Source organism: Rhizobium sp. 05L429 (assembly GCF_056397645.1).
This window is the reverse complement of record NZ_JBFTNV010000014.1, coordinates 100,463-124,868: the sequence shown is the minus strand read 5'-3', so window position 1 is coordinate 124,868 and position 24,406 is coordinate 100,463. Positions and strand designations below refer to the sequence as shown.

General features: G+C 61.6%; 24 protein-coding genes and 1 pseudogene. 15 read left to right on the top strand and 10 right to left on the bottom strand.

What is annotated here, in order from left to right:
• The first annotated feature begins 5 nt into the window (after positions 1–5).
• From AC1DNW_RS17010 to AC1DNW_RS17000, 3 genes are read left to right on the top strand one after another with little or no spacing between them, the layout of a single operon-like run.
• Positions 6–1,010: an iron ABC transporter permease gene (locus AC1DNW_RS17010; protein ID WP_113311172.1), complete on the top strand. Its 1,005-nt coding sequence runs from the start codon at positions 6–8 to the stop codon at positions 1,008–1,010.
• Positions 1,007–2,041, top strand: a complete 1,035-nt coding sequence (locus tag AC1DNW_RS17005; protein WP_113311066.1) for an iron ABC transporter permease — start codon at positions 1,007–1,009, stop codon at positions 2,039–2,041. Before AC1DNW_RS17010 ends, AC1DNW_RS17005 begins: the two co-directional genes overlap by 4 nt.
• Positions 2,042–2,049: 8 nt before the next feature.
• Positions 2,050–2,847 (top strand): ABC transporter ATP-binding protein, encoded by a 798-nt coding sequence (locus AC1DNW_RS17000; protein ID WP_113311067.1) that lies wholly within the window; start codon positions 2,050–2,052, stop codon positions 2,845–2,847.
• On the opposite strand, the gene AC1DNW_RS16995 is transcribed toward AC1DNW_RS17000, so the two are convergent.
• Positions 2,819–3,520, bottom strand: a complete 702-nt coding sequence (locus AC1DNW_RS16995) for a class I SAM-dependent methyltransferase (protein ID WP_477853719.1) — start codon at positions 3,518–3,520, stop codon at positions 2,819–2,821. The two genes, AC1DNW_RS17000 and AC1DNW_RS16995, sit on opposite strands and share 29 nt — an antisense overlap.
• Positions 3,521–3,689: 169 nt before the next feature.
• Between AC1DNW_RS16995 and AC1DNW_RS16990 the strand changes: the two genes are divergently transcribed.
• From AC1DNW_RS16990 to AC1DNW_RS16980, 3 genes are all read left to right on the top strand, one after another.
• Positions 3,690–5,198 carry an ATPase domain-containing protein gene (locus AC1DNW_RS16990; protein ID WP_477853717.1) on the top strand — a complete coding sequence of 503 codons (1,509 nt, stop codon included), beginning with the start codon at positions 3,690–3,692 and terminating at the stop codon, positions 5,196–5,198.
• Positions 5,167–7,239: an ATP-binding protein gene (locus AC1DNW_RS16985; RefSeq protein ID WP_477853745.1), complete on the top strand. Its 2,073-nt coding sequence runs from the start codon at positions 5,167–5,169 to the stop codon at positions 7,237–7,239. The genes AC1DNW_RS16990 and AC1DNW_RS16985 overlap by 32 nt, the downstream gene beginning before the upstream one ends.
• A 117-nt stretch (positions 7,240–7,356) precedes the next feature.
• Positions 7,357–8,349 carry an SDR family oxidoreductase gene (locus AC1DNW_RS16980; protein WP_477853715.1) on the top strand — a complete coding sequence of 331 codons (993 nt, stop codon included), beginning with the start codon at positions 7,357–7,359 and terminating at the stop codon, positions 8,347–8,349.
• 19 nt (positions 8,350–8,368) lie between these two features.
• Here AC1DNW_RS16980 and AC1DNW_RS16975 read toward each other — a convergent pair whose 3' ends face one another.
• Complete coding sequence (locus AC1DNW_RS16975) at positions 8,369–9,241, bottom strand: LysR family transcriptional regulator (RefSeq protein WP_477853713.1); 873 nt, start codon at positions 9,239–9,241, stop codon at positions 8,369–8,371.
• Positions 9,242–9,340: 99 nt separating this feature from the next.
• Between AC1DNW_RS16975 and AC1DNW_RS16970 the strand changes: the two genes are divergently transcribed.
• From AC1DNW_RS16970 to AC1DNW_RS16955, 4 genes are all read left to right on the top strand, one after another.
• Positions 9,341–9,550 carry a YjiS-like domain-containing protein gene (locus AC1DNW_RS16970; protein WP_113299277.1) on the top strand — a complete coding sequence of 70 codons (210 nt, stop codon included), beginning with the start codon at positions 9,341–9,343 and terminating at the stop codon, positions 9,548–9,550.
• Between the two features lie 95 nt (positions 9,551–9,645).
• Entirely contained in the window at positions 9,646–10,119 is a 474-nt protein-coding gene (locus tag AC1DNW_RS16965; protein ID WP_113311072.1) for a VOC family protein, read from the top strand.
• Between the two features lie 254 nt (positions 10,120–10,373).
• Complete coding sequence (locus tag AC1DNW_RS16960) at positions 10,374–10,790, top strand: GFA family protein (RefSeq protein WP_113311073.1); 417 nt, start codon at positions 10,374–10,376, stop codon at positions 10,788–10,790.
• A 153-nt stretch (positions 10,791–10,943) separates the two neighbouring features.
• Positions 10,944–12,803 (top strand): ABC transporter ATP-binding protein, encoded by a 1,860-nt coding sequence (locus tag AC1DNW_RS16955; protein ID WP_477853711.1) that lies wholly within the window; start codon positions 10,944–10,946, stop codon positions 12,801–12,803.
• Positions 12,804–13,021: 218 nt separating this feature from the next.
• Here AC1DNW_RS16955 and AC1DNW_RS16950 read toward each other — a convergent pair whose 3' ends face one another.
• The gene (locus tag AC1DNW_RS16950; RefSeq protein WP_477853709.1) at positions 13,022–13,348 is read right to left on the bottom strand and encodes a winged helix-turn-helix transcriptional regulator; all 327 of its coding nucleotides are present in this window, start codon (positions 13,346–13,348) and stop codon (positions 13,022–13,024) included.
• Positions 13,349–13,472: 124 nt separating this feature from the next.
• On the opposite strand from AC1DNW_RS16950, the gene gstA reads away from it, so the two are divergent.
• Positions 13,473–14,108 (top strand): glutathione transferase GstA, encoded by a 636-nt coding sequence (gstA, locus tag AC1DNW_RS16945; RefSeq protein ID WP_113311075.1) that lies wholly within the window; start codon positions 13,473–13,475, stop codon positions 14,106–14,108.
• A 23-nt stretch (positions 14,109–14,131) separates the two neighbouring features.
• Here the strand turns inward: gstA and AC1DNW_RS16940 are convergent.
• The 3 genes and pseudogenes from AC1DNW_RS16940 to AC1DNW_RS16930 all read right to left on the bottom strand — a co-directional run.
• Positions 14,132–14,308, bottom strand: a pseudogene (locus AC1DNW_RS16940) (SAM-dependent methyltransferase); the annotation flags it as partial.
• 24 nt (positions 14,309–14,332) lie between these two features.
• Positions 14,333–15,265: a hypothetical protein gene (locus tag AC1DNW_RS16935; protein ID WP_477853708.1), complete on the bottom strand. Its 933-nt coding sequence runs from the start codon at positions 15,263–15,265 to the stop codon at positions 14,333–14,335.
• A 382-nt stretch (positions 15,266–15,647) separates the two neighbouring features.
• Positions 15,648–16,436, bottom strand: a complete 789-nt coding sequence (locus tag AC1DNW_RS16930; protein WP_113299284.1) for a class I SAM-dependent methyltransferase — start codon at positions 16,434–16,436, stop codon at positions 15,648–15,650.
• 115 nt (positions 16,437–16,551) lie between these two features.
• Here AC1DNW_RS16930 and AC1DNW_RS16925 point away from each other — a divergent pair, with 115 nt between their 5' ends.
• Genes AC1DNW_RS16925 through AC1DNW_RS16915 form a run of 3 tightly spaced genes read left to right on the top strand, consistent with a single transcriptional unit; the run spans position 16,552 to position 19,510 of the window.
• Complete coding sequence (locus tag AC1DNW_RS16925) at positions 16,552–17,688, top strand: ABC transporter substrate-binding protein (protein ID WP_477834526.1); 1,137 nt, start codon at positions 16,552–16,554, stop codon at positions 17,686–17,688.
• 5 nt (positions 17,689–17,693) lie between these two features.
• On the top strand, positions 17,694–18,764 hold the full coding sequence (locus AC1DNW_RS16920) for a FecCD family ABC transporter permease (RefSeq protein ID WP_113299286.1): 1,071 nt from the start codon (positions 17,694–17,696) through the stop codon (positions 18,762–18,764).
• On the top strand, positions 18,758–19,510 hold the full coding sequence (locus tag AC1DNW_RS16915; RefSeq protein WP_113311077.1) for an ABC transporter ATP-binding protein: 753 nt from the start codon (positions 18,758–18,760) through the stop codon (positions 19,508–19,510). Before AC1DNW_RS16920 ends, AC1DNW_RS16915 begins: the two co-directional genes overlap by 7 nt.
• A gap of 69 nt (positions 19,511–19,579) precedes the next feature.
• Here the strand turns inward: AC1DNW_RS16915 and AC1DNW_RS16910 are convergent, their stop codons facing one another.
• From AC1DNW_RS16910 to AC1DNW_RS16900, 3 genes are all read right to left on the bottom strand, one after another.
• Positions 19,580–20,335, bottom strand: coding sequence for a hypothetical protein (locus tag AC1DNW_RS16910; RefSeq protein ID WP_477853706.1), 756 nt, complete (start codon positions 20,333–20,335; stop codon positions 19,580–19,582).
• Between the two features lie 85 nt (positions 20,336–20,420).
• Entirely contained in the window at positions 20,421–21,701 is a 1,281-nt protein-coding gene (locus tag AC1DNW_RS16905) for an epoxide hydrolase family protein (protein ID WP_477853704.1), read from the bottom strand.
• A 117-nt stretch (positions 21,702–21,818) separates the two neighbouring features.
• On the bottom strand, positions 21,819–22,259 hold the full coding sequence (locus AC1DNW_RS16900; RefSeq protein ID WP_113311079.1) for a VOC family protein: 441 nt from the start codon (positions 22,257–22,259) through the stop codon (positions 21,819–21,821).
• A gap of 261 nt (positions 22,260–22,520) precedes the next feature.
• On the opposite strand from AC1DNW_RS16900, the gene AC1DNW_RS16895 reads away from it, so the two are divergent.
• Entirely contained in the window at positions 22,521–23,471 is a 951-nt protein-coding gene (locus AC1DNW_RS16895) for an alpha/beta fold hydrolase (RefSeq protein WP_477853702.1), read from the top strand.
• On the opposite strand, the gene AC1DNW_RS16890 is transcribed toward AC1DNW_RS16895, so the two are convergent.
• Positions 23,460–24,365, bottom strand: coding sequence for a LysR family transcriptional regulator (locus AC1DNW_RS16890; RefSeq protein WP_113299382.1), 906 nt, complete (start codon positions 24,363–24,365; stop codon positions 23,460–23,462). The genes AC1DNW_RS16895 and AC1DNW_RS16890 overlap by 12 nt on opposite strands.
• Between the last annotated feature and the right edge of the window lie 41 nt (positions 24,366–24,406).

Below are 24,406 nucleotides of genomic sequence, written 5' to 3'. Positions count from 1 at the left end.
CGACGATGAACGCTCGCAAATCCTCTGTTGCCATTGGGTTCGTCGTCGCCGCGACACTGTCGATTGTCCTGCTGGGCTTGCTGCCGGGCGCTAAGATGCTCTCCTTCGATACCGTGCTGCGCGTGCTCTTTGCCCCTGACGCAAAGATCGAGTCGATCCTCGTCTGGACCTTGAGATTGCCGCGCAGCCTTGCGGCGGCCGTCGCGGGCGCAGGTCTTGCCGTGTCGGGCTATCTTCTGCAGTCGTTGACGCGCAATCCGCTCGCCGATCCCGGCATCACCGGCGTCACTGCCGGCGCTGTCGCGCCGATCGTCGGAAGCTTCGTTCTCCTGCCCTGGGTCTCGTCCGCTTACTACCCCTTCATTGGCCTCGCCGGCGGGCTCACTGCTGCTTCGGTCACCTTCTGGGTAGCCAGAGGCGGCAACGGACGCCCCCTGCACCTGGCGCTTGGCGGCGTCAGCGTTTCGCTCTTCCTTGGCGCCATCACGATCTATGTCCTGCTGCTCGCGGGCCCGCAGTCGACCGCCCTTCTCTTCTGGTTATCAGGAGGCTTCCAGGGCCGCACATGGTCGCACCTCATCCATATGCTCCCATGGATCGGCATCGGCGTCATCGGAGCACTGTTGCTGCACCGGGTCATCGCAATGTTTGCGCTGAGCGAGCACGCGGCCGCGGCCATGGGCCTGCAGCTCGATGTCTGGAAGCCCGTTCTGCTGATCCTCGCCATTTGTCCCGTGGCCGGCGTCGCCCCGGTGGCCGGCCCGGTCGCCTTCGTCGGACTTGCCGCGCCGCACATCGCTCGTCTTCTCAAGCCCCAGGGCGCGGTCTGGGAGATCGCTCTCACGGCGGCAACAGGAGCATTCATCGTCACCTGTGCGGATCTGGTTGCCCGAACGATCGCCATTCCCAAGGAATTGCCGGTCGGCATCATTACCGCGCTCCTTGGCGGGCCGGTCTTCGTCTACCTGATCCAGCGCGGCCGCCTCGACTTCCAGCGGGACAGCGCATGACGATGGCGTCCCCGACACAGACGCGATCGACCGCCTGGCTGCTGCCGTCAGGCCTTGCGCTCGTCGTCCTGTCTCTTGCCGCCGCGGTCTTTCTGGGCGTGGTGGATATTCCTGCCGCAGATATCGTCGCCGCCCTGACCGGGCACGGATCCCCGGAAGCCCGTTCGATCATCATCGATATCCGCCTGCCGAGGATCGTCACCGGCATATTGGCGGGCATTCAGTTCGCCGTCGCAGGCCTCCTGCTGCAAACCATCACCCGGAACCCTCTTGCCGACCCTTCCCTGATGGGTGTCTCGCAAGGTGCGACGCTGACGGTGACGATATTCCTGCTGTTTACCGTCTATATCTTCAACCCGGGCTCGAACACGCTCGCCGAACTGCCGATCGCATGGCTGCCGACGGCAGGCCTGGCAGGCGGTCTGGCGGCAGGCGGGATCATTTATCTGCTGGCCTTCCGGCTCGATCTCAGCCCTCTCCGGATCACCCTCTGCGGCATTGCGATCGGAGCGGTTCTGCATGCACTCGCCATTGGATTGATCGCGGGCTGGGGCTCGGCGCGGATAGAAATCATCCTCGAATGGCTCTCAGGCAGTCTCTATGCCCGCACCTGGGATCACGCGGTCTTTCTCCTGCCGTTCACGATAGCAGGCCTTGCCGTCCTGCCCTTCATCTATCGCCCATTGGTCCTGCTGCAGCTGGATGCCTCGGTCGCCGCCTCCTTCGGTCTTTCTTACCGCAGGCAATTCTCCCTGGTGCTTCTGGTGTCCTGCATCCTTGCGGCAAGCGCGGTCGGCGCAGTCGGCCCGATCATCTTCATCGGGCTTGTCGTGCCCCACCTCGCCCGCTTCCTGGCCGGACGCCACTTCCCGCTGGTCATTCCCCTGACGATCGTTCTCGGCGCGGTTCTCGTCACGCTCGGCGATCTCGTTGGCCGCCTCGTCGGGCACGCCGAAGAGATCCCGATCGGCGTGGTCACTGCACTCCTCGGGGTGCCCGTTCTTCTTGCCCTTCTCCGCAAAGTTCCTTGAGATCGCCCATGCCGCTGAGCTGTTCGCAACTATCCGTTCTCTATGGTCGCCGAAAGGCGCTCAGCGGGTTTCGGCTATCCATGGAAAAAGGCGAAATCCGTGCGCTGATCGGCCCCAATGGCTCAGGCAAGAGCACGGCGCTGCAGGCGCTCGCCGGGCTGATCAAACCGGCGGAAGGATCTGCTGCGATCGAGGATGTGTCCGTCGCTTCGATGTCACGGCGCGCCATCGCCAGGAAGCTTGCCTTCCTGCCGCAGCAACCCTCGGCCCCTGACGAAATGACCATTGCACAGCTCGTGCGTCAGGGCCGGTTTTCCCATGTCGGCCTGTTTCGCTCTTATGACGGCAAGGACGAAAAAGCCATCGAATGGGCGCTGGACAGTACCGGCCTTACGAGCCTGGCGGACAGGGCGCTGCGGGAATTGTCCGGAGGCGAGCGCCAGCGGGCATGGATATCGGCGGCCCTTGCGCAGGAAGCCGGCATCCTGCTCCTCGATGAACCGACCTCCTTCCTCGACATCGGCTATCAGGTCGAGATCCTCGATCTCATCCACCGCCTCAGCCGGGAAAAGGGCGTCACGATCGTCATGGCAATCCACGACATCAACCAGGCCATCGCCGTCAGCGACCGCATTTCACTTCTCGAGCGGGGAGAATTGCGTTTCGATGGTGAGCCAAGAGCGCTCGCAGAAAGCGGCCTGATCGAAAAAACGTTCCGGGTCAAAGGGCGGTTCGTCGAGGTCGATCCCGACAAGCCGCCGCATTTCGACGTCGAGCTTACGCGGTTTGCCCGTCCGGGCGCTTGACGAGCCGGAAGACGATCTTGGTCTGGGTGTAATAATCCAGCGCATCGGCAAAATCGGGTGTCCAGCCATCCTCGACGAAGGGGATGAAACCGTCATATTCCAGCTTCCTGCCGGAAACCTGGAAGCCTGCCTTCGTAAATGCGCGTCCGTAGTCGGTGATCGAGCGATCCTGCACCACCGTGTTCGTCCGCTTGGCGACAAGCTCACGCCATTTCGGCCAAAGTGGATTGTCGGTATGGCATCCGGTCACCGCATAATAGACGCCGCCCGGCTTCAGCGACTTCCAGATATCGGCAGCGTGTGCATCGATGTCCTCGACGAGATAGATGACCTCGTGGCTGATCGCCAGATCGAACTCCTCCACCCATCCGTCGAGTGTTCCGCCGACCGCATGCTGCACAGGCAGGTTGCCCTTGAGCGTTTCGGCCTTGGCGACTGATTGCTCGGCGATATCAATGCCCAGCGCCTTGCGAAACGGCCGGATGGCATAGAGGTGCCGTAGCAGACCGCCCTGATTGCAGCCGAAATCCAGGACGCTTTTTTCCGAAAGGTCGCGCTCGGTGATGATGTCGATGAGGTGTCGCCAGATCGGCGCATGCCCATCCGCCATCCGGTCTTMTGCGTCGGGATCGACATACCAGGTGGTTATGGTTTTGCGGGCATCATTGCTCATTGTTTCTCCGACGCGTTCATTCGAATGGGAAGTTCATAAAGCGGCGAAGACGGTGTGAAAAGGTCAGTTGCTTCCCACTCCGGCTCGAATGACGTTTCGCACTAACGTCATCAGCAGTCTTGTTCCTCAAACCTCCTGCCCTAATTCCTTGACTGATTTAGGAGACAGTATGGACCAAGTTTTGAACAAGAAGGCACAGACCGGAGTCGAAGGACTGGACGATGTATTGTTCGGCGGTTTTACACGTCGTCATGTATTCCTGTTGGAAGGTTCGCCCGGCACCGGAAAAACCACGATTGCCCTGCAATTTTTGCTTGAAGGCGCCGATCTCGGTGAGCGCTGCCTTTATATAAGTCTTTCCGAAAGCGAAGAAGAGTTGCGCGACAGTGCCGCCTCGCACGGAATGGAACTCGGCGACGCTATAGAAATCTTCGAGCTCGTGCCGCCCGAAAGCCTGCTCGATGCCGATCAGCAGCAGAGCCTGCTCTATTCATCGGATCTCGAACTGGGCGAGACGACCAAGCTGATCTTCGAGGCCTTCGAACGGGTAAAACCGCAGAGAGTAGTGATCGACAGCCTTTCGGAAATCCGGCTGCTGGCGCAAAGCTCGCTGCGTTATCGTCGACAGATCCTTGCGCTGAAGCATTTCTTCTCACGCTCGGATGCGACCGTCCTGCTGCTCGATGATATGACGTCAGACAATCTCGACAAGACCGTTCACAGCGTCGTGCATGGCGTGATCCATCTGGAACAGCTTGCGCCCGATTACGGTTCGGAACGACGGCGGCTCYGGGTCCTCAAATATCGCGGCCAGACGTTCCGCGGCGGATACCACGACTTCCTTATCAAGACCGGCGGAGTCGCGGTGTTTCCTCGATTGCGCGCGATCGAGCACAAGACCGAATTTGATCGCACGACCCTCTCGAGCGGCATCAAGGCGTTGGATGATCTGCTTGGCGGCGGGATCGAGCGAGGTTCCAATACGCTGCTGATTGGCCCTGCGGGCACAGGCAAGAGCCTGTTTACGCTGCAATTCGTCGTCGCGGCGGTCGAGCGCGGCGAAAAGGCGGCCATTTTTATCTTCGATGAAGAGCTTGGGCTGCTGTTTTCGCGCACGAAATCGATGGGCATCGATCTCGAGAAGATGCACGACGACGGGCTGATCCATATCGAGCAACTGGATGCGGCCGAGCTGTCGCCTGGAGAGTTTGCGCAACGCGTCAGGGACCGGGTCGCCGGCTACGATGCCAAAACCGTCGTCATCGACAGCATCAACGGCTATCAGGCATCGATGCCGGAGGAAAACGCGCTCATCCTGCATATGCATGAGCTTCTCCAATACCTGAACCGCCAGGGCGCCAATACTTTCCTCACGGTTGCCCAGCATGGCCTCGTCGGCGACATGAAATCACCCGTCGATGTCACCTATCTCGCCGATAGCGTGATCCTGCTGCGCTATTTCGAGGCCCTTGGCAAAGTGCGCCGCGCCGTTTCCGTCATCAAGAAGCGTACCGGCATGCATGAAGACACGATCAGAGAATTCCGCATCACCCATGAAGGGTTGAAGCTTGGCGGCCCGCTTTCCGGTTTCCAGGGCGTGCTTCGCGGCGTTCCGACATTCGTCGGCGAAAGACAGCCGCTCCTTCATACCTCAGACGAGGACGGCGACAATTCCTAAAAGCAATGCCATCGGCCTGATCCTCGCTCCCATCGGGCGTGATGCGCAGATTGCAGCGTCACTCCTGCAGGAAGCAGGCGTACAACCAAAAGCGACGACCGATCTATCCTCCTTCGTCGAAACCCTTGATGACGACGTCGCTTTTGCCGTCGTCACTGAGGAAGCGTTGCGTTCCGCCGATCTGCGCGCCATCTCCGCCTGGATCGAACAGYAGCCAAGCTGGTCCGACCTGCCCTTCATCATCCTGACAAACAGAGGCGGCGGTCCCGAGCGCAATCCCGCAGCCGCCAGGCTGTCCGAGGTCCTTGGCAATGTCAGCTTCGTCGAACGTCCGTTCCACGCAACCACCTTCATCAGCGTTGCCCGCTCGGCCATGCGCGGACGCCGGCGGCAGTACGATGCGCGCACGCGCATCGAGGCCCTCGATGAAGGCGAGCGCCGGCTGCAGACGGCGCTCGAAGCCGGGCGGCTCGGCGCCTGGGAGCTCGATCTCGCGTCGGACGCGTTGACGACCTCGTCCACCTGCAAGGCTATTTTCGGCCGCCGTCCCGAAGACCCATTTACCTACAGGGATCTGCTGAGCGCGGTTCATCCCGAAGACCGGAAGCGCATGCAGGCCGCCGTGAGCAGGACCATCGAAACCGGCGCGGACTATTCCATCGAATACCGGACTATCTGGAGCGATGGTTCCGTTCACTGGGCTGAAATCCACGCGCAGCTCTACAAGGATCGCTCCGGCAAGGCGATGAAGATGGTGGGTGTCTCCGCCGACATCACGGCGCGGCTGAAGGCAGAGGAGCACCAGCGGCAGCTCAATGAAATACTGGAGGAAAAGGTCGCCGAGCGCACGCGCGAGCTGGAGCAGGCCCATGCCAACGTGATGGCGGAAGTCACCCAGCGCGAGCGCGCCGAAGAGCAGCTTCGCCAGGCCCAGAAAATGGAGGCGATCGGCCAGCTCACAGGCGGCGTGGCGCACGACTTCAACAATCTCCTGATGGCCGTCCTCGGCAATCTCGAACTGTTGCGCAAATATGTCGGAAACGATATCAGGGCCACTCGCCTGATCGACGGCGCCCTGCAGGGGGCAAAGCGCGGCGCTTCCCTCACCCAGAGACTGCTTGCCTTTGCGCGGCGACAGGACCTGCACATCGACCCGGTCGATATGCGCTCCCTCGTACTCGGCATGACGGACCTCCTGAAGCGCTCCGTCGGCTCCACCATCCTGATCGAAACCACGGTTCCCGATAATCTTCCTCTCGTGTCGGCCGACGCCAACCAGATCGAACTGGCCCTGCTCAATCTCGCCGTCAATGCCCGCGACGCAATGCCCGACGGAGGCGCGATCCACATCGCGCTGAAGCAGGCGGAGCAGATTGCGCCGACCGACGAACTCGCCGCCGGAAGCTACGTCGTCCTGACCGTCGCCGACGAGGGTTCCGGCATGGACAAGGAGACGCTTCAAAAGGCGATCGAGCCGTTCTTTTCGACAAAGGAGCTCGGAAAGGGAACGGGCCTCGGGCTCTCCATGATCCATGGTCTGGCCCTGCAATTGAAGGGCGACCTGAAACTGGAAAGTACGCCCGGCAAGGGCACTACGGCCGAACTCTGGATCCCCGTCTCCACGTCGGCCAGCGTCCATATCGAACCTGAGGACGCCATGCCGGTGGACGCAGACAGGGTCTCGGGGCCGAAGCGCATATTGCTTGTCGACGACGACGTGTTGATCGCCATGAGCTCGGCCGATATGCTCACCGATCTCGGTCATGAAGTGGTCGAGGCCCATTCGGGGAAAGAAGCTCTCGAGTGCCTCGGCAACGGCGCGGGCTTCGATCTGATGATCACCGATTATTCCATGCCCGGCATGACCGGCGGAGACCTCGCCAAAGCCGCCCGCACGATAGCCCCCGGCTTGCCGATCCTCATTGCATCAGGATATGCCGAACTCCCGGCCGGACTGGACCTTGACGTCGCCAAGCTCGGAAAGCCCTACACCCAGGATCAACTGGCACAGGAGATCGGCAAGCTGATGGTCGCTCACTGACACATTCACGCCTGCTGCGTCATAACAGGCGGCCGCGATTTTGCAGAAGACGGCCCCTCTCTTTCGCGCTATGAAGATTATCGATAATCCTGCCTCATCCGACACGGAGATCCCCTCATGGCTTTGAAGATCCTTTTCATCGGCGGCACCGGCCAGATTTCCTATCCCTGCGTCGAGCGCGCCGTGGCTCAAGGCCATGAAGTCAGCGTGTTTAACCGCGGCCTGAGGGGCGATCCGCTGCCCGCGGGCGTGACCTCCATCGTTGGCGAGCTCGGATCATCGGCCTATGCGGATCTTGCCAAGGCCAATTACGATGTCGTCACCCAGTTCATTGCCTTCACACCGGATCAGATCGCCCGCGATATCGATATCTTCTCGGGCCATTGCGGCCAGTACATCTTCATCTCGTCGGCCTCGGTCTATGAAAAGCCGGCACGCCACTATGTGATATCAGAAGAGAAGACACCGGCGATAAATCCCTACTGGCCCTACAGCCAGGCAAAGATCGCCTGCGAGGAGCTGCTGAAGAAGTCCGACAATCTCGCCTGGACGATCGTCCGCCCCAGCCACACCGTTCGCACCGGCCTGCCGATCATGATGGGCGACAGCGATGTCATGGCGCGGCGCATGCTGGACGGCGAGCCGACCATTGTCGCCGGTGATGGTCATACGCCCTGGACGCTGACCCGCTCGGTCGATTTCGCCGTGCCCTTCGTCGGCCTGTTCGGCAAGCAGAAGGCGCTACGCGATATCTTCCACATCACCAACGACCACGCCCACATCTGGGACGATATCCAGAAGGCGATCGCAAGGTTGCTGGGCGTCGAGGCAAAGATCGTCCATGTGCCGACAGACACGCTMGTCAGGTACAATCCGGAATGGATCGGCCCGCTGACCGGCGACAAGGCCTGGACGGCGATTTTCGATAATTCCAAGGTCAAGAGCGTCGCCGGCGACTTCAMCTGCGCCGAAAGCCTGGATGAAATCCTGGCCGAGCCGATCATGCACCTCAAGCAGCGTTTCGCCAAAGCCCGTCCTCCGAAAGGCGAGTTCGATGCTCTGGTCGATCGCATCTGTGCCGAACAAAGCGCCCTCGGCGCCGCCGCATGACAGCTTAGGCAACAGCCCGTTACGCCTCAGCCGCACGCAGGCACTTCATGACCTCGCGCAGTCCCCGCGTCAGATGTTTGTCGCGCCGGATGACCATGCCGAGCTGGCGCACCAGCGGCGGCCGAACGGGTGACGTCACGAACCGGGCCCGGTCGCGCTTCAAGGCAAGCCCCGGCAGTACCGACCATCCGAGCCCTGCGGCGATCAGTTCCTTGATCGCCTCGACGCTGCCGAACTCCATTGTCGGCTGGCTCCTGATGCCGGCGGCCTCGAACCATCCGTCGGTCGCCAGCCGCGTATTGCCGCCGTCATAGAGCATCATGATCTTGTCCTTGAAGAAATCAGGCGTCGGCCCGCCCTCCGGCATGACACTGCCTTTGGGCGCCACCGCGACAAGCTCGTCCTCGTAGAAGGGCTCGATCTCGATGGAGCGGCCGGACACCGGCAGCGTGACGACGGCGATATCGAGGGCGTTGGTTTCGAGATCGCGCACCATCTCATCGGTATTACCGACACGCACCAGGATTTCCAGGCCCGGCATGCGCTTCTTCGCAGCAGCGATCGCCCGCGGCAACAGATGGATCGAGGCCGTGCCGCCGCTGCCGATCCGCACGCGGCCCACGGCCCCTTCCCTATAGGGCGCCATCGCTTCCTCGGCCGCCGCGCATTCACCGAGAATCCGGCGCGCATGGGCCAGCAGTTCGACACMCGCAGCCGATGGCTGCGCCCGGCGGCCGACGCGCTCGATCAGCCGCACCCCCATCCTTTGCTCAAGAAGCTTGACCTGCAGGCTGACGGCAGGCTGCGTCAGCCCAGCCTTCTCGGCGGCGGCGGTAAAGCTGCCGAGATCGACGACGCTGACGAAGGCGGCAAGCTGGTCCAGATTCAGCATCAAAAGAATTCCTTATGGATTGCATTAAAACCATAAGCTTCCTCACGGGAACGCGCCAGTGCATTTTGAGGCATCCAAGACGAATGCTGGAGATGCTCGATGACGACCGATGTGGAATTGCCAACGACAATGGATCGCGCCCCAAGCGGCAGCATTGCGCGGCGCTGCCTGAAGCACCTCAATCTCTATTTCAGCAAGCGCCGCGAGCGGCTGGTACTTTCATGCCTGTCCGACGATCAGCTTCGCGATATCGGCGTCAGCCCTTCCGAGGCGAGAACCGAGGTCAACAAATCATGGTTTTGGGGATAGCCGCCGCTGGCTTTAAATAACGTGCCTGGGCTGGAGAAAACCCGTTTGCCTCTTATGTCACTGCCATCAGGGAGAAAACAGCAAAGGACCGCGCAATGAACAAGAACACCATCTGCGTCTGGTATGACAGGCACGCCGAGGAAGCCGCCCGCTTCTATGCCGAGACCTTTCCGGACACCACGGTCGACGCTATCCACCGCGCGCCCGGAGATTATCCGGCCGGCCAACAGGGAGACGTGCTGGTCGTCCACTTCACGGTTGCCGGCATCCCCTGCATCGGCCTGAATGGCGGCCCGTCGATCAAGCACAGCGAGGCTTTCTCCTTCCAGATCTCGACGGAAAATCAGGAAGAGACCGACCGCTACTGGAACGCCATCGTCGGCAATGGCGGCCAGGAAAGCGAGTGCGGCTGGTGCAAGGACAAATGGGGCGTCTCCTGGCAGATCACCCCGCGCGTACTGATGGAAGCGATGCAGGCAGGCGGAGCCGAGGCAAAGCGCGCTTTCGACGCGATGATGACCATGCGCAAGATCGACGTCGCCGCCATCGAAGCGGCCCGCCGCGGCTGAGGCAACTGCAACAGATCGCGACGCCAGGGCAGTTGACCGGTCCGATCCCTCGAACAACAGCCGGGCCTGTTCCACAGGCATCGGCTTTGCGAGCGTAACGCGCTTCGAATACAGTCTGCCTATTCCAGCTTGATCCTTCCGCTCACGGATGGCGCCTGCCGCCTTTTCATGCTGACCGAATTCAGCCCGGCGCATACCCGGCATCTTCCCAAAAATCCCGACTTTCAATCCCCTCAGGAAACAGGAGTATCCCGATGGTCAACGCCCGATGCAGCTGCGGCGCGCTCACCTTGACGCTGCCGGATAAACCAGGTGCGGTGATCGCCTGTCACTGCATCGAATGCCAGAGACGAACAGGCGCCCCCTTCGGCACCGGTGCCTTCTACCCGGTCGAAGCCGTCACTATCTCCGGAACGGACAAGCAATACACGCGCGATGCGGCAAGCGGAGGAAAGGTGCATTCCCATTTCTGCCCGAACTGCGGCTCGTCGGTCTATTGGAAGGCCGAGAACCTGCCCTCCATGATCGGCGTGGCGCTGGGAGCGCTAACCGACGCCAGCCAGTTCCCGGCGCCCGCCAAATCGATCTTCGAGCGGTCGAAACATTGTTGGGTCGAGATCGACGCTGCCGGCGAGCACTTCCAGCAAGGYAGCGTTGCGCAGTCGCGTTGAGGCGTGGCTTCCGRAGGTAACACACTTCCCTCCGCCCACACTTTTCCAAAATTTCTAATTGAGATTGCAGCCGGAAGATGATTCCATGCGGCCTGCGTCGCGTGATACGCCCGCCCTTCTCCGATGTCAGACCCAAGAGGCTTCACGTCGATTATGTCGATTTCAGATGCGATCTACCGCCCCTTCGAACGCCTGATCCAACCGCTCGATATCCCTTACCGGCCTCTGCCGTCCAAGGGACCTGTGACTGTGCTTCTGCACTTCATCTCGATGTTTCGCGGCGTGCTGATTGCGGTGGCCCTTTCCACCATGGCGATCGAGGCCATGAATCTGACGATCGTCTGGGGGTTGTCGGTCATCGTCGACGGCGTGACGCAACAGGGCGCCCGCGCTTTCCTGCAAAACGACTGGCGGCTGCTGACCCTTCTCGGTCTGATGCTCTTCCCCGCCATTCCGGTCGCCTCCTTCCTCGTCAACACGCTGACCTCGCACACGCTCGGCATCGGCATGCCTGCCGCCATCCAGTGGCAGGGCCACAGGGCCGTGGAGCGCCAGGACCTCGCCTTTTTCCACGATCTCTATGCCGGCCAGGTCGCCTCGCGCCTGCAGCAGGTGGCTTCCGCCGTCCAGCAGCAGGTCATCTCGGCTTTCCAGTCCATCCCGCGCTTCGTGATGCAGATGGTGGGCTCCGTCATCCTTCTGAGCGCGTTATCCTGGCAACTCGCCCTGCCGACCATCATCTGGATCACGCTCWACGTCCTGTTCGCCGTCAGGCTGGCTCCTGTTTTCACCGAGCGCGCACGCCTCTCCGCCAAGCGCCGCAGCCTGATTTCCGGGGCCATCACCGATCTCTACGCCAATATGCAGATGGTGAAGCAATTCGCTGCCGAAGACAGCGAGGCTGGCGCCATCCGCGGCATCATCGGCAAGGCGATCAAGGCGCAGCAAAGCGAACAGCGCATCTACCGGACCGCGGAGCTCATCGTTGTCGTCCTCAACATGATGCACTGGTTGGCCATTCTGTCGATCGGCTTTACAGGGCTCGTCGACGGCTTCGTCACGATCGGCGAATTCACCGGTGCCGTTTATGTTCTGACCCGCCTGTCCGGTCACACGTTTACATTCCTGCAGATGGGTTCGCAGATCTTCCAGGCGATCGGCACGATCAAGGATGCCATGCCCGTCATGACGACGCCGCCCACCATCACCGACCGGCCGGATGCGAAAGAGCTTGCGGTGACATCAGGCGAAATCCGTTTCGAACATGTCCGCTTCGCCTACAAATCCGGCAGGTCCGTCATCGACGATCTGTCGCTGACGGTCCGGCCCGGCGAAAAGGTCGGCCTCGTCGGCCTGTCGGGTGCCGGCAAGACGACACTCGCCAACCTGATTCTGCGCTTCTACGACATCGAGAATGGCGCGATCCTTATCGACGGCCAGGATATCCGCACGGTGACCCAATCCAGCCTGCGCCGCGCCATCGGCGTCATCGCCCAGGATGTCGCGCTGCTGCATCGCTCGGTCGGCGACAACATCCGCTACGGCCGGCCGGAAGCCGCGAGGGAGGAGATCGAGGCCGTCGCGAAAATGGCGAGCGCCGATGTCTTCATCGCCGATCTTGCCGATAGCGAAGGCCGCAAGGGCTACGAAGCCTTTGTCGGCGACCGCGGCATCAAGCTCTCGGGCGGCCAGCGCCAGCGCGTGGCGATCGCCCGCGTGCTCTTGAAGAACGCGCCGATACTGGTGCTCGACGAGGCAACCTCGGCGCTGGACAGCGAATCCGAAGCCGCCATCCAGGAACGGCTCGATCTCGTGATGGAAGGCAAAACCGTCATCGCCATCGCCCACCGCCTGTCGACCATATCGAGCATGGACCGCATCGTCGTGCTCGATCACGGCCGCATCATCGAGGAAGGCCGGCCGGAGGAGTTGATCGAAGGCGACGGACTGTTCGCGCGGCTCTGGAGGCGGCAGACGGGTGGGTTTATTCCGGAGGAGATCGAGGCCGAATAACTGCCTCCTTCCAGCAGAAAAGCTGGAGCGTGTGGCCCCCTCACCCTAGCCCTCTCCCCGCTGGGTAGAGGGGACTTGCCGCACGACGCCTTCGAGAGCGTGGAAACGGTACGGCATATCCCTTCTCCCCTTGGGGAGAAGGCGCCTGAAGGGCGGATGAGCGGGCCACACGCGCCAGCGGATACTCGCCTTGGCAAGAACGACCGAGACCAAGACCGTTATGAAGCCGCCTCCCGCTCCAGCAGCCACGTCCCAAACTCCTGCATCACCTTCACCACCGGAACGAGCCGCTTCCCATCCTCGGTCAGCTGATACTCGACCGTCACCGGCACCGTCGCAAACACCGTGCGCCTGATCAGCCCCGCCTGTTCCAACGCCCGCAGATCCAGCGTCAGCATGCGCTGCGAAATACCCGGCACGCAGCGGCGCAGCTMGTTGAAGCGCCTGGGACCATCGAGCAAGAAATAGACGATCAGCAACCGCCATMGGCCGCCGAGCAGCCGCATCGCCTCCTCGACGGTGCAGTTGGTGATGCTTTCCTTCATGCGGAATTCTCCCGGTATAAAATATGTACCTACACCACAATATACTGCCTTCTTCAAAAAATATCCCACCCTTTCTAGATTGGCAACGAACCAGAATCCTGGTGGCAATCGAAAAGGAAAACTCGTGAAATTATATTATATGCCAGCCGCTTGCTCGCTCTCGCCGCACATCGTGCTCAACGAGCTCGGCATCGATGTCGAGCTCGTGCCTGTCGACAACAAGACGCACAGGTTCAGCGACGGTGAGGATTTCGAGGCGGTCAACCCGCTTGGTTATGTTCCCGCCCTAGAACTCGATGGCGGCGCGGTTCTCACCGAGGGTCCGGCGATCGTCCAGTACCTTGCCGACCTGAAACCTGAACTCGGCCTGGCGCCGGCCAATGGCACGATGGAGCGCTACAGGCTGCAGCAATGGCTGAACTTCCTGTCCTCGGAAATCCACAAGGGCTTCATTCCGCTGCTCTATGCGCGGCTTGCCGGCCCCTATGTCGAAACGGCCAGACCGAAGCTCGAGAAGCGTTACGCCCATATCGACGCCGAACTCGCCACCCGCCCCTATATATCGGGCGATACCTTCACCGTTGCCGACGCCTATCTTTTCGCACTCACCGGCTGGGGACAAGCGCCCTGGCTCGCCTCCTACTACAGGGCCGACATCCATTTTGACGGCCTGTCGAACCTGCAGGCCTGGTACGAGCGGGTGCAATCTCGCCCGTCGGTTCAAAAGGCGCTTCGGGCAGAAGGGCTCGTGAAGGTTTAAGCGAGCGGCTTGGTGGCACAGATCGCCGGCATCTGCTCGGAGAACTGAGCGCGCGAGCGGATGGCCTGATGGCGGGCCATCATCTCGGGCTTCATGTGGCTGGGCGGCGCCTCGGCGGTCAGCTTCATCCAGACATTCTGCAGACCTTTACCCCAGCTATCCTTGCCCATGTTGCCGCCGACGATCAGCACCTTGCCGCCGCGAATTGCGACCACGCCACGAGCTCAATCTGCTCGTTGCCGGCCAGTCGGCTCGGGCACCTGATAACAGGCCCACTCGAACGCCTCGTCGATCGCGGCAAACTTGACCGCCTGCCAATGTCGATAGTCAAGGATCAGCTCGGCTGAAAGCCAGAAATCACCGCTGTCACCGGAGAGGTGCCATCCACCAGCCTCAAGCACATGGGCACGCTCGAAAAGGCGCCGCGCGTGGGTTCGCGAGATGGCGTAGCGCTTGAAGAATTCTCCGATGCGCAAAGGACCGATAGGCATGCGCGTTTCCAGCTCCTTTTCCGGCGCCAATCGAGACATCAGGTCGTGCAGGATGTTGCTGCCCGAACCAGTTCGAACGAAAGTTTCCACCGTCTGCGGAGGGCTGGTCCAGTCTGGATCGTGAAAGAGGCTCTGGGCCATTCTCGGCTGCGCATACCAGAGCAAGCGCCGATCGGCCGATGATCGTGAGAGCCGCGTGCCTTGATCGAGCATGTCGAGTGATTTCAGATGTTCGTTGAACCATTCGCGTATCAAGGTTTCGGCAGTCTCGGAAATTCTAAGCTGGCGAATGCGCCTGTCCCCGCTTTCACCGGTATCGACTAGGAGACCGTAATTGCGCATCTCTGCAAGATGCGCGAACGCCGTGTTCTTGCTGGCAACCTTTCTGTTAGCGATGAAGGCGTTCAGGTTGGCGGCCGTAAGGCCCGGATGAGACGGCGACGTGACACGCTGAAAATGGAAAGCCAGAATTGACTGCGTCAGCAGCCATCGTTTCATATCTGCGGTATAGCGGACGATACGCGGCGCGGCATCGTGCATGGCAAGAAGCTTCAGCGCAGCATCCTTCAAGGCGAGCGGGTAGAGGCGATTTTCCACAATGGCTTCGACGGTCAAAACCTTCGCTGCGTCAGTGGCGGAGCGCATTGCGGTTGATATCGAAGTCAACGGATCTCTCCAGGCAGGTTTGAATTGGGCAAGCTACGGCTGAGCGACCTACGCTTGCCCTCACGGCATTGGTTATGCCGTCGCGCTCGCAAGTTTCCACTGCACCTTTCCTGCACGCGGGGCATATCGACATCGCCAGCTTCTTGCGCCAGCAGTCGGCCATCTCCTGCTGCACTATGTCCCTTAAAATAGAATTGCAAAATATAGCCATCCATCCGATCGGGAGCGATTTTGTAGCATGGCTGATCGAAATGCCGCACCGTCGCCTTGCCTCTTCCGAGGCAAGCCCGCAGAGCCCGTCGAACCGGCAGGCCAGGTAGGAGCGGGTGCAATCCCGCCCGTCGGTTCAAAAGGCGCTTCGGGCCGAAGGGCTCGTGAAGGCTTAAGCCACCGGCTTCGTCGCACAGATCGCAAAACGATCCTGCACCATGCGCTCCAGCCCGCGCAGGAAGGGCATCTTGCGCGCCTGCGCCCAGTGAATGTCGGAGAGCTTGCGGTCGACGACGATATTGTCGAAGCCGGCCTGCCGCAGCAGCTCGACGATCGCCTCAGCCGGCATCTGCTCGGAGAAATGGACGCGCGCGCGGATGGCCTGATGGCGGGCCATCATTTCGGGCTTCATGTGGCTCGCCGGCGCCTTGCCGGTCAGCTTCGTCCAGAATTTCTGCAGACCCTTCACCCAGGTTTCCTTGCCCATGTTGCCGTCGACGATCAGCACCTTGCCGCCGGGCTTCAGCACGGAGAACCATTCACGGAAGGCCGAGGGCGGATCGACCAGCGTCCAGACGAGATGCCGGTTGGTGATCACGTCGTAGCTCGCCTTTGCCTCCATGGTGTTTTCCGCGTCGCCAGAGACGAAGCGGATATCGGTGCCGCGCTTCTTCGCCTTGGCGCGCGCCTGCGCCAGCATCGCATCCGACCAGTCGAGCCCGGTCACCTTGAAGCCTGCTCCATGCATGAGATGGGAAATCACCGCCGTGCCGCAGGCCAGATCGAGCGCCGCACGCCCCTGCCCCTCGCCGAGATGCTTGCGGATCAGCCGTTGCCAGCCTTTTCTTTCAGCTTCGGAAAAGATTTCGTGACCGACACTCTCGTCGAACGTCGCTGCGCGTTCCGACCAGAAGTCCCGGATTTCATCGCGAATGGAGTAATTTGTGTTCATCGTATTCATCATCTGCACCCCGGCGCCGAACTTACTTTGGAAATGCTCTAAAACATAAAACTTGATTCCAAAAGTCAGTTTTTCTATGCCTCAGGACATTACCAAGGACCGGGGGAGTTTCCAGTTGAATATTACGAATTTTCTTAGACTATCCGCAGTTGCAGTTGTAGCCCTGCTGCCGCTCCAGGCTTTGGCCGATTCCTTCACCATCAAGGATGTGGCCGGCCGCGAAGTCACCTTCGACAAGCCGGTCGAACGCGTGATTCTCGGCGAAGGCCGCATGCTCTATGCCGTCGCCCCGATCGAGAAGGACGATCCCTTCGCCAAGATCGTCGGCTGGCGCAACGACCTGTGGACAACAGACAAGGATGGCTTCAACGCCTATGTCGAGAAATTCCCGAGGGGTAAGGACCTGCCCTTCCTCGGCAACCTGACGGATGGCACGCTGCAGACCGAGACGGTCGTGGCGCTCCACCCCGACCTCTTGCTGCTGCCGATCGGCAACAAGAAGGCCGCAGACGAGGTCAAGCTCGAGGACATGCTGAACAAGATCGGCGTGAAGATCGTCTATATCGATTTCCGTGAGCACATCCTTGCCAATACCGAGCCGAGCCTGGAGATCCTCGGCAAGCTCTTCGGCCATGAAGACCGTGCGCAAGCCGTCGCCGCCTACTGGAAGCAGCAGATGGCACGCGTCACCGACAAGCTGAAGGAAGCCAACCCCAAGAAGCCCAACGTCTTCATGTATCGCGCCGCCGGCCTCGTGGAGTGCTGCGGCACCTTCGGCCCGGACAATTTCGGCCTGATGGTGGATTGGGCCGGTGGCCACAATCTCGGCTCTGATTTCCTGCCGGGCTATACCGGCTCGATCAATGCCGAACAGGTCGTCGCCTCCAATCCAGACGTCGTCGTCGTCACCGGCTCGAACTGGAGCCAGACCAAGGACGCCAAGGATTTCGTCAATGTCGGCCCGGCCGCTGCCGCCACCATCGACGACAGCCGCAAGGCGCTGGATGCCCTGGTCCAGAACCCGGCCTTCACCGGTTCCAAGGCGGTTGCCGATGGCAATGTTCACGCGATCTGGCACCAGTTCTACACGAGCCCCTACCAGTTCGTCGCCGTGCAGCAGATGGCCAAGTGGTTCCACCCGGATCTCTTTGCCGATCTCGACCCGGATGCGACCTTCAAGGAATTCCACGAGAAGTTTCTGCCGGTCGCCTATCAGCCGGGTTACTGGGTCGACGCCAAGGCCGGAAAGTAAGCACCATGGCAGAGATCGCCGCCATGCCGATCGAAGCTGAGGAAGGCAGGGCGCGTTATCGCGCCCTCGCCCGCCGCAAGCTGATGATCCTCTTTGCCATGACGGCAGCGCTCTGCCTGTCCTTCGCCATCGATCTCGCCTGGGGGCCGGCGCGTTACGGCCTCGACGAGGTGGTGGCCGCCCTCCTCGACCCCGACTCCGTCTCGGCGCAGATCCGCGCCGTCGTCTGGGATATCCGCATGCCCGTCGCCGTCATGGCGATCGTCGTCGGCGCCTCGCTCTCGGTTGCCGGTGCGCAGATGCAGACGATCCTTGCCAATCCGCTGGCCAGCCCCTTCACGCTTGGCATTTCAGCCGCCGCAAGCTTCGGCGCCGCGCTCGCCATCGTCACCAGCGTGCCGATCCTGCCGGTTGCCGCCGGCCTGCTGGTCCCGGTCAATGCCTTCATCATGGCGCTGGTCGCGACACTCTTCATCCATTTCATCTCGCAGGCGCGCGGCGTTTCGGTGCAGACCGTCGTGCTGCTCGGCATCGCGCTGGTCTTCACCTTCAATGCGGCCCTCGCCTTCCTGCAATATCTCGCCTCCGAACAGGCGCTGTCGGCCGTCGTCTTCTGGACCATGGGCAGCCTTACCAAGGCCACCTGGCCGAAGATCTGGATCACGCTTGCGGTGCTGCTCTTCGCCCTGCCCCTCTTTGCCCGCCATGCCTGGGCGCTGACGGCGATCCGCCTCGGCGAGGACAAGGCGGCAAGCTTCGGCGTCAATGTGCGTCGCATCCGGCTGGAAACGATGCTGATCATCTCGCTGCTGGCCGCCGTTCCCGTCAGCTTCGTCGGCACGATCGGCTTCGTCGGCCTCGTCGGCCCGCATATCGCCCGCATGATCCTCGGCGAAGACCAGCGCTTCTTCCTGCCGGGCTCGATTCTGTCAGGCGCATTGCTGCTGTCGGTCACCTCGATCGTCTCGAAGTCTATCATTCCGGGCGTCGTCTTCCCGATCGGCATCATCACGGCGCTGGTCGGCGTACCCTTCTTCTTCTCGCTCATTCTCTCGAACAGGAGCCGCTCATGGTAGCGCTTCAGCTGCAATCGGTCGGCGCCTATCACGGCCGCAAGCTCTTCGTCGAAGACGTATCGACGCCGAAGCTGAAATCGGGTGAAGTCGTCGCCGTCATCGGCCCGAATGCGGCCGGCAAGTCGACGCTCTTCAAGCGCATCACCGGCCTCTTGAAAGGGCCGGGAAAGGTGCTGGTCGAAGGCGCAAAGAGCAGGAACGCCATCAGCTACATGCCGCAGGATACCTCGGCCAATGCGGTGCTGACGGTCTATGAATCAATCCTGCTGGCCCGCAAGCAGGGCCAGTCCTGGGGCGTCAGCGACCAGGATCTCAGGCTGATCGACGACATCATGAGGGCGCTGAACATCGAGGCGATTGCCTTCCGTGATCTCGGTGCACTCTCCGGCGGCCAGCGCCAGCTCGTCTCCATCGCCCAGGCGCTGGTGCGCGAGCCCGAGATCATGCTGATGGACGAACCGACCAGCGCGCTCGATCTTCACCGGCAGGTGGAAGTGCTCGATTTCATGCAGCGCCAGGCCCGCAAGCGCGGCATGCTCGTGCTGATCGCCATCCACGATCTCAATCAGGCGCTGCGCTTTGCCGACAAGGTCCTGGTCATCCAGAACGGCCGCATGCGTGCCTGCGGCGAGCCACGCGATGTGGTCACCGTCGACATGCTGCGCGAGGTCTACAAGATCCACGCCCGCATCGAGAAATGCTCGAGGGATCACGACCACGTCATCGTCGACGGCACGGCGCATTGACAGCATCAAAAAGGGCGCGCCGTAAAGCGACGCGCCTTTCCGTTTCAAAATGCCATCGGCACCAAACTCTTATCGCCCGCGCGGCAAGGTCTGGTCCTGCCGCATCCCGTCGACGTCCTGCGCCTGCCGAAGCTCGCGCTCCGCACGCTCCTTTGATTCTTCGACGGTGCGGTGGTGTCCGGTCGGCAGGATGTCGTCGCGCAGTTCCTGATCGAGCGGGGCCCCTTCATCGAGATCCTCGGCACGAGCTCCGGGCGAGGCTGGATCGCCTCGACGCCCGATCGGCTGCGCTACGCCGGCCACATCGGCTGCAAAGATATCGTCCTGCACAGCACTCGCCTGCCGGGCACGCTCGGCGTCATCGTCACGAGCCCGGCTTGCATCATATCGCGATGCTGCGAGGGCCTCGTTCGACTTGCTGATATCCCAGCCCTCCGCCCGCCAGAGGTCCGCGCGCTCGTCCATGTCGATGCAGCCTTCGTCGTCGAGAATGTCGTGGGCGATACCGTAGGTCGCATCGTCAACTCCGACGGAGACCAGAAAGCCGCCGCGGCGCAGGCCTTCGGCATAGACCGAGCGGTCCTCATCGGGAAACAGCCAGTCCTCCAGCTTCGACCAGAACCCACCACGGTCGTCGCCGGCAACGCCGGCCTTGTCGCCATCGGCTTCGTATCCCGGCATCATTCTGATATCGGTGACACCCAAATTCTTCAGCCGGTCGATCGCGCTCTCGGCATCGTTACGGCTGTCGAAGAAAGCGGTCAGCGTGCTGTGGCCGTCGCCCCCTGAGAATTCGGGGGCGCCGTCGTTATAGAGATTGCTCATTGGGATTCCTCCTCGAGGTCTTTCCTCTCCGCAAACGGACGAACAAGCTCGATGTTCCGCTCTTATCTCCGGAAGTCGGATCTCCTTATGAGCGCAACGTCCTGAACGCGGCCCGGACCTCCTCGGCGAAGAGATCAGGCTCCTCCCAGGCGGCGAAATGACCGCCTTTTGCAGCCACATTGTAGTAGACGAGCTGCGGATAGGCTTTCGTGAGCCATTGCCGCGGCGGCCTGTAGACCTCGCCTGGAAAGACCGTGACGGCGACCGGAACCTTGACGGGTTCCAGCTTCGCGCCGGCGGCGACATTCTCCCAATAGATGCGCCCGCTCGAAGGCCCGGTATTGGTCAGCCAGTAGAGCGTGATATTGTCGAGAATGGCATCCTTGCCGAGCGCCTGTTCGGGATCGCCGCGGGCAAACACCCAGTCGGCGATCTTGTCATAGAGCCAGGCCGCCAGCCCCACGGGAGAATCCGCAAGCGCGTAGCCGATCGTTTCCGGACGGGTTCCCATGATCGCCGCATAGCCGAAACCATTGTTGAGGAAATCCCGTGCCTCTTGGAAGACGACCTTCTCTTCCGGCGACAGGCTGCCGGGCGCCGGCGCCCCGCTCATCAGCGCCTGTGCTGCATCCGGCGGAAAGGTCGTGGCGCGCTCGACCCTATTCACATGGATACCGAGCAGCCCCTCGGGCGCCTGCCGCCCCAGCGCATCGCTGATGATCGCGCCCCAATCGCCGCCCTGCGAGACATAGCTGGTATAACCAAGGCGTTTCATCAGCACATCCCAGGCAGCCGCAATGCGCCGCGGGTTCCAGCCCGTTTCCGCAGGCTTGCCGGAAAAGCCGAATCCGGGGATCGAGGGGATCACCAGATGGAATGCATCGTCAGCCGCACCGCCATGCGCGGTCGGGTCGGTCAGCGGGCCGATCACGTCAAGCAGCTCGAACACCGATCCCGGCCAGCCATGCGTCATGATCAGCGGCAGGGCATTCTCGTGGCGCGATCGCACATGGATGAAATGGATATCCACTCCGTCGATCCCGGTCACGAATTGCGGAAAAGCGTTCAGCTTCGCCTCAGCCTTGCGCCAGTCGTAGGAAGACTGCCACTCGTCCACCAGCGCCTTCAGCCTCTCGGGCTGCACACCCTGGGATCGGTCGCGCACGGTCTCTCCATCAGGCCAGCGCGTGGTCGCAAGCCGCCGCCGGAGATCGGCAAGTGCGGCCTCTGGAACCTCGGACCGAAATGGGCGGATCTCGCCGCCGAGCGCGCCTGCATCGACGGGATCGGCCGCAGCCGCAGGCGACGAAAGCATCGCCGTCAGCCCCGCTGCCGTGCCCGCAAACAACAGCGAACGCCGTGACATCCTTAGTCTCTCGATTGTTTGTCCTGATATCATGACATGCATCCTTTCCATCGGAAGATTCGCAGGCGCATTTCAGACGCGGAACACTATGCGCCTGAAATCCACCCGATGCGATTGTCAGACCTCGTCCGGCCCGGCGCGATAGACCAGGAACTTGTTACCCTCGGGGTCGCGGAAATAGGCGCAGTAGGGGCCGTCGCCATTCTCCCCCCGCGGCCCCGGCGCGCCCTCATCCGAGCCGCCGGCCCGCAGCGCCGTTGCATAGGCCTCGCGCACCTTTGCGCGGGAACGTGCCTCGAAGGCCACCATGCCGCCATTGCCGACACTCGCCGGCCTGCCGTCGAAGGGCTTCACCACGCCGAATTCCAGCGTGCGTTCGCCGTAGTAGACCGCCCGGCCGGGCTGCACCAGAAAACGGCCGATGCCGAAGACGGCCATGAGCTTGTCGTAGAATTCGCCCGCAGCCTCGAGATTGCCGGTACCGACGGTCGAATGCCCCGGCAGGCCGCGCACCCTTTCGGGCTGGGCGATTTTCAGATTTACGGTCATATCGTTCATGTTTCATCGTCCTTTCATGGGGCAGCACGGTCTCGGCCTGCTGCCTGCGTTGAACGCGGGCCATTCCCCGGCACCGCGGATGGAGATGATGTACGGCGCGTGCCGATCGCCCGGTACTGAGGGAAAGTGAGAGGCAGACTCTCATGACTGCCCTCTACCGACGGCAGGCGCGATGCACGATTCTATCGTCGAGAATTCACCCCGATCGCGGCCATCAGGCTCCACAGCAGACACGGCCGTCAGAGAGGAAGGACAACAGACATGCTGACATCCTCACTTGGAACACTGCTCGTCGCCGCCGCAATCACGGGCACCACGCTTACACCGGTAAGCGCCGGCACGACTGAAGCCGCAAAGCCTGAAACCGGCACCATCACCATCGGCGGGGATATCACCCTGCGGCGGCTCGTCGTGCACAATCCAGCACCGAAAGGCACCGTGCTCTTCCTGCACGGCTTTCCCGAAACCTCCGCCGTCTGGAGCAATATCGCAGCCGCGCTCGGCGACGAATTCGAGGTGCATGCCTTTGACTGGCCGGGTTACGGCAAGTCCTCAAGGCCATCAGCCGAAAACTTCTCCTATTCACCGCGTGATTATGCCGATGTGCTGAAGGCCTATATCGACACGGCCGGCATCGACCGATCGAAGCTGACGATCTATGCCGCCGATATAGGCGCCCTGCCCGCGCTGCTTCTCGCCCTCGATGAACCCGATATCGCACGGCGCATCATCGTCAGCGATTTCGCCCCCTTCAACCGGCCTGATTACATGTATGAGAGCCTGCAGAACCTGAAGAMGGAGCCCGCGGCTTCCAGAACCCGCGCCTATATGAACCAGACGAGCGACGAGATCCTCGAAAACACCTACAGGCGCGGCCTGCCTGACGATAAGCAGTTCGATCTTGCCGCGGACGTGAAGGAAGACATGATCCGCGGCTGGAGCCACGGCACCCTCACCCCCGCCGATGCCTTCTACCACTACTATTCGAAATTCACGCGGGATCAGGATTTCCTCGAGGCTAACCTCGGCAGGCTCACGACGCCGGTGAAGATCGTCTGGGGCGAAAAGGACATCTATATCGACAAGCGGATGGGCCTGGAATTGTCAGGCAGGATCGGCGCCACGCTCGATATACTGCCCGGCATCGGTCACTATCCGCATCTGCAGGCGCCGGAACGCGTCGTCGCGGAGGTCCGCGCTTCACTCGATTGAGCAGTAACTGCGACAGGCCTCCCGCAGCCGGGGCAGCGTCCAGTCAATGAAGGAGCGCACCTTGAGCGCCAGAAAGCCCTGCCGCGGATAGACGATATGGATCGGCTGCGGCGCTCCCGCATAGTCACCGAGAACAGGCACCAGAGCACCCGATACAAGCTCGTCGGGGATCTGGTAGTCGAAGAGCCGCGCGATGCCCGCCCCACCAACGGCGGCGGCAACGCAGTTCGCCGCCGTATTGACCTCGATGCGACGGCGCGGGACCACTTCGAACGGCCGGCCATCGATATCGAAGGTCCAGAAGAAAGTCCTGCTGTTGAAGATGATCCCGTCATGATCGGCCAGTTCGCCCGGATGCTGCGGAGATCCGCAGCGCTTGAGATAATCGGGGCTCGCGCAGGTCAGAATCCGGAATTCGGCAACCTTCACCGCATAGAGAGAGCTGTCCGCCAGCGCGCCCAGCCGGATGGCGATATCCACCTGCTCGCTGACGAGATGCACGGTGCGATCGAGCGACAGCATGTTCAGGGAAACYTCGGGATGCTCCGCCAGAAAGCCAAGCGCGATCGGCAGCACATAGCGATTGCCGAACTCCACCGGCATGGTGATCGTCAGCATTCCCCTCGGCCGCTGGTATTCGCCGGAAGCTCGCCGCTCCGCCTCCTCCATGTCAGCAATGATCTTGCGGGCAGCCTCGACATAGTCGCGCCCGGCATCGGTCAGCTGCAGGTTCCGGCTGGTGCGGATGATGAGGCTGGCGCCAAGCAGCCGCTCCAGCTCCGCGACCTTGCGGCTGACGCTCGGCAACGGCGCATTCAGCCGCTTGCTGCCCGCCGACAAACTGCCGGCATCGACAACGGCAAGCAACACGCGCATGGCATCCAGCCGATCCATCCCTGCCGCCTTCATCCCGCTTTTCCGCGGAGAATCTTAAA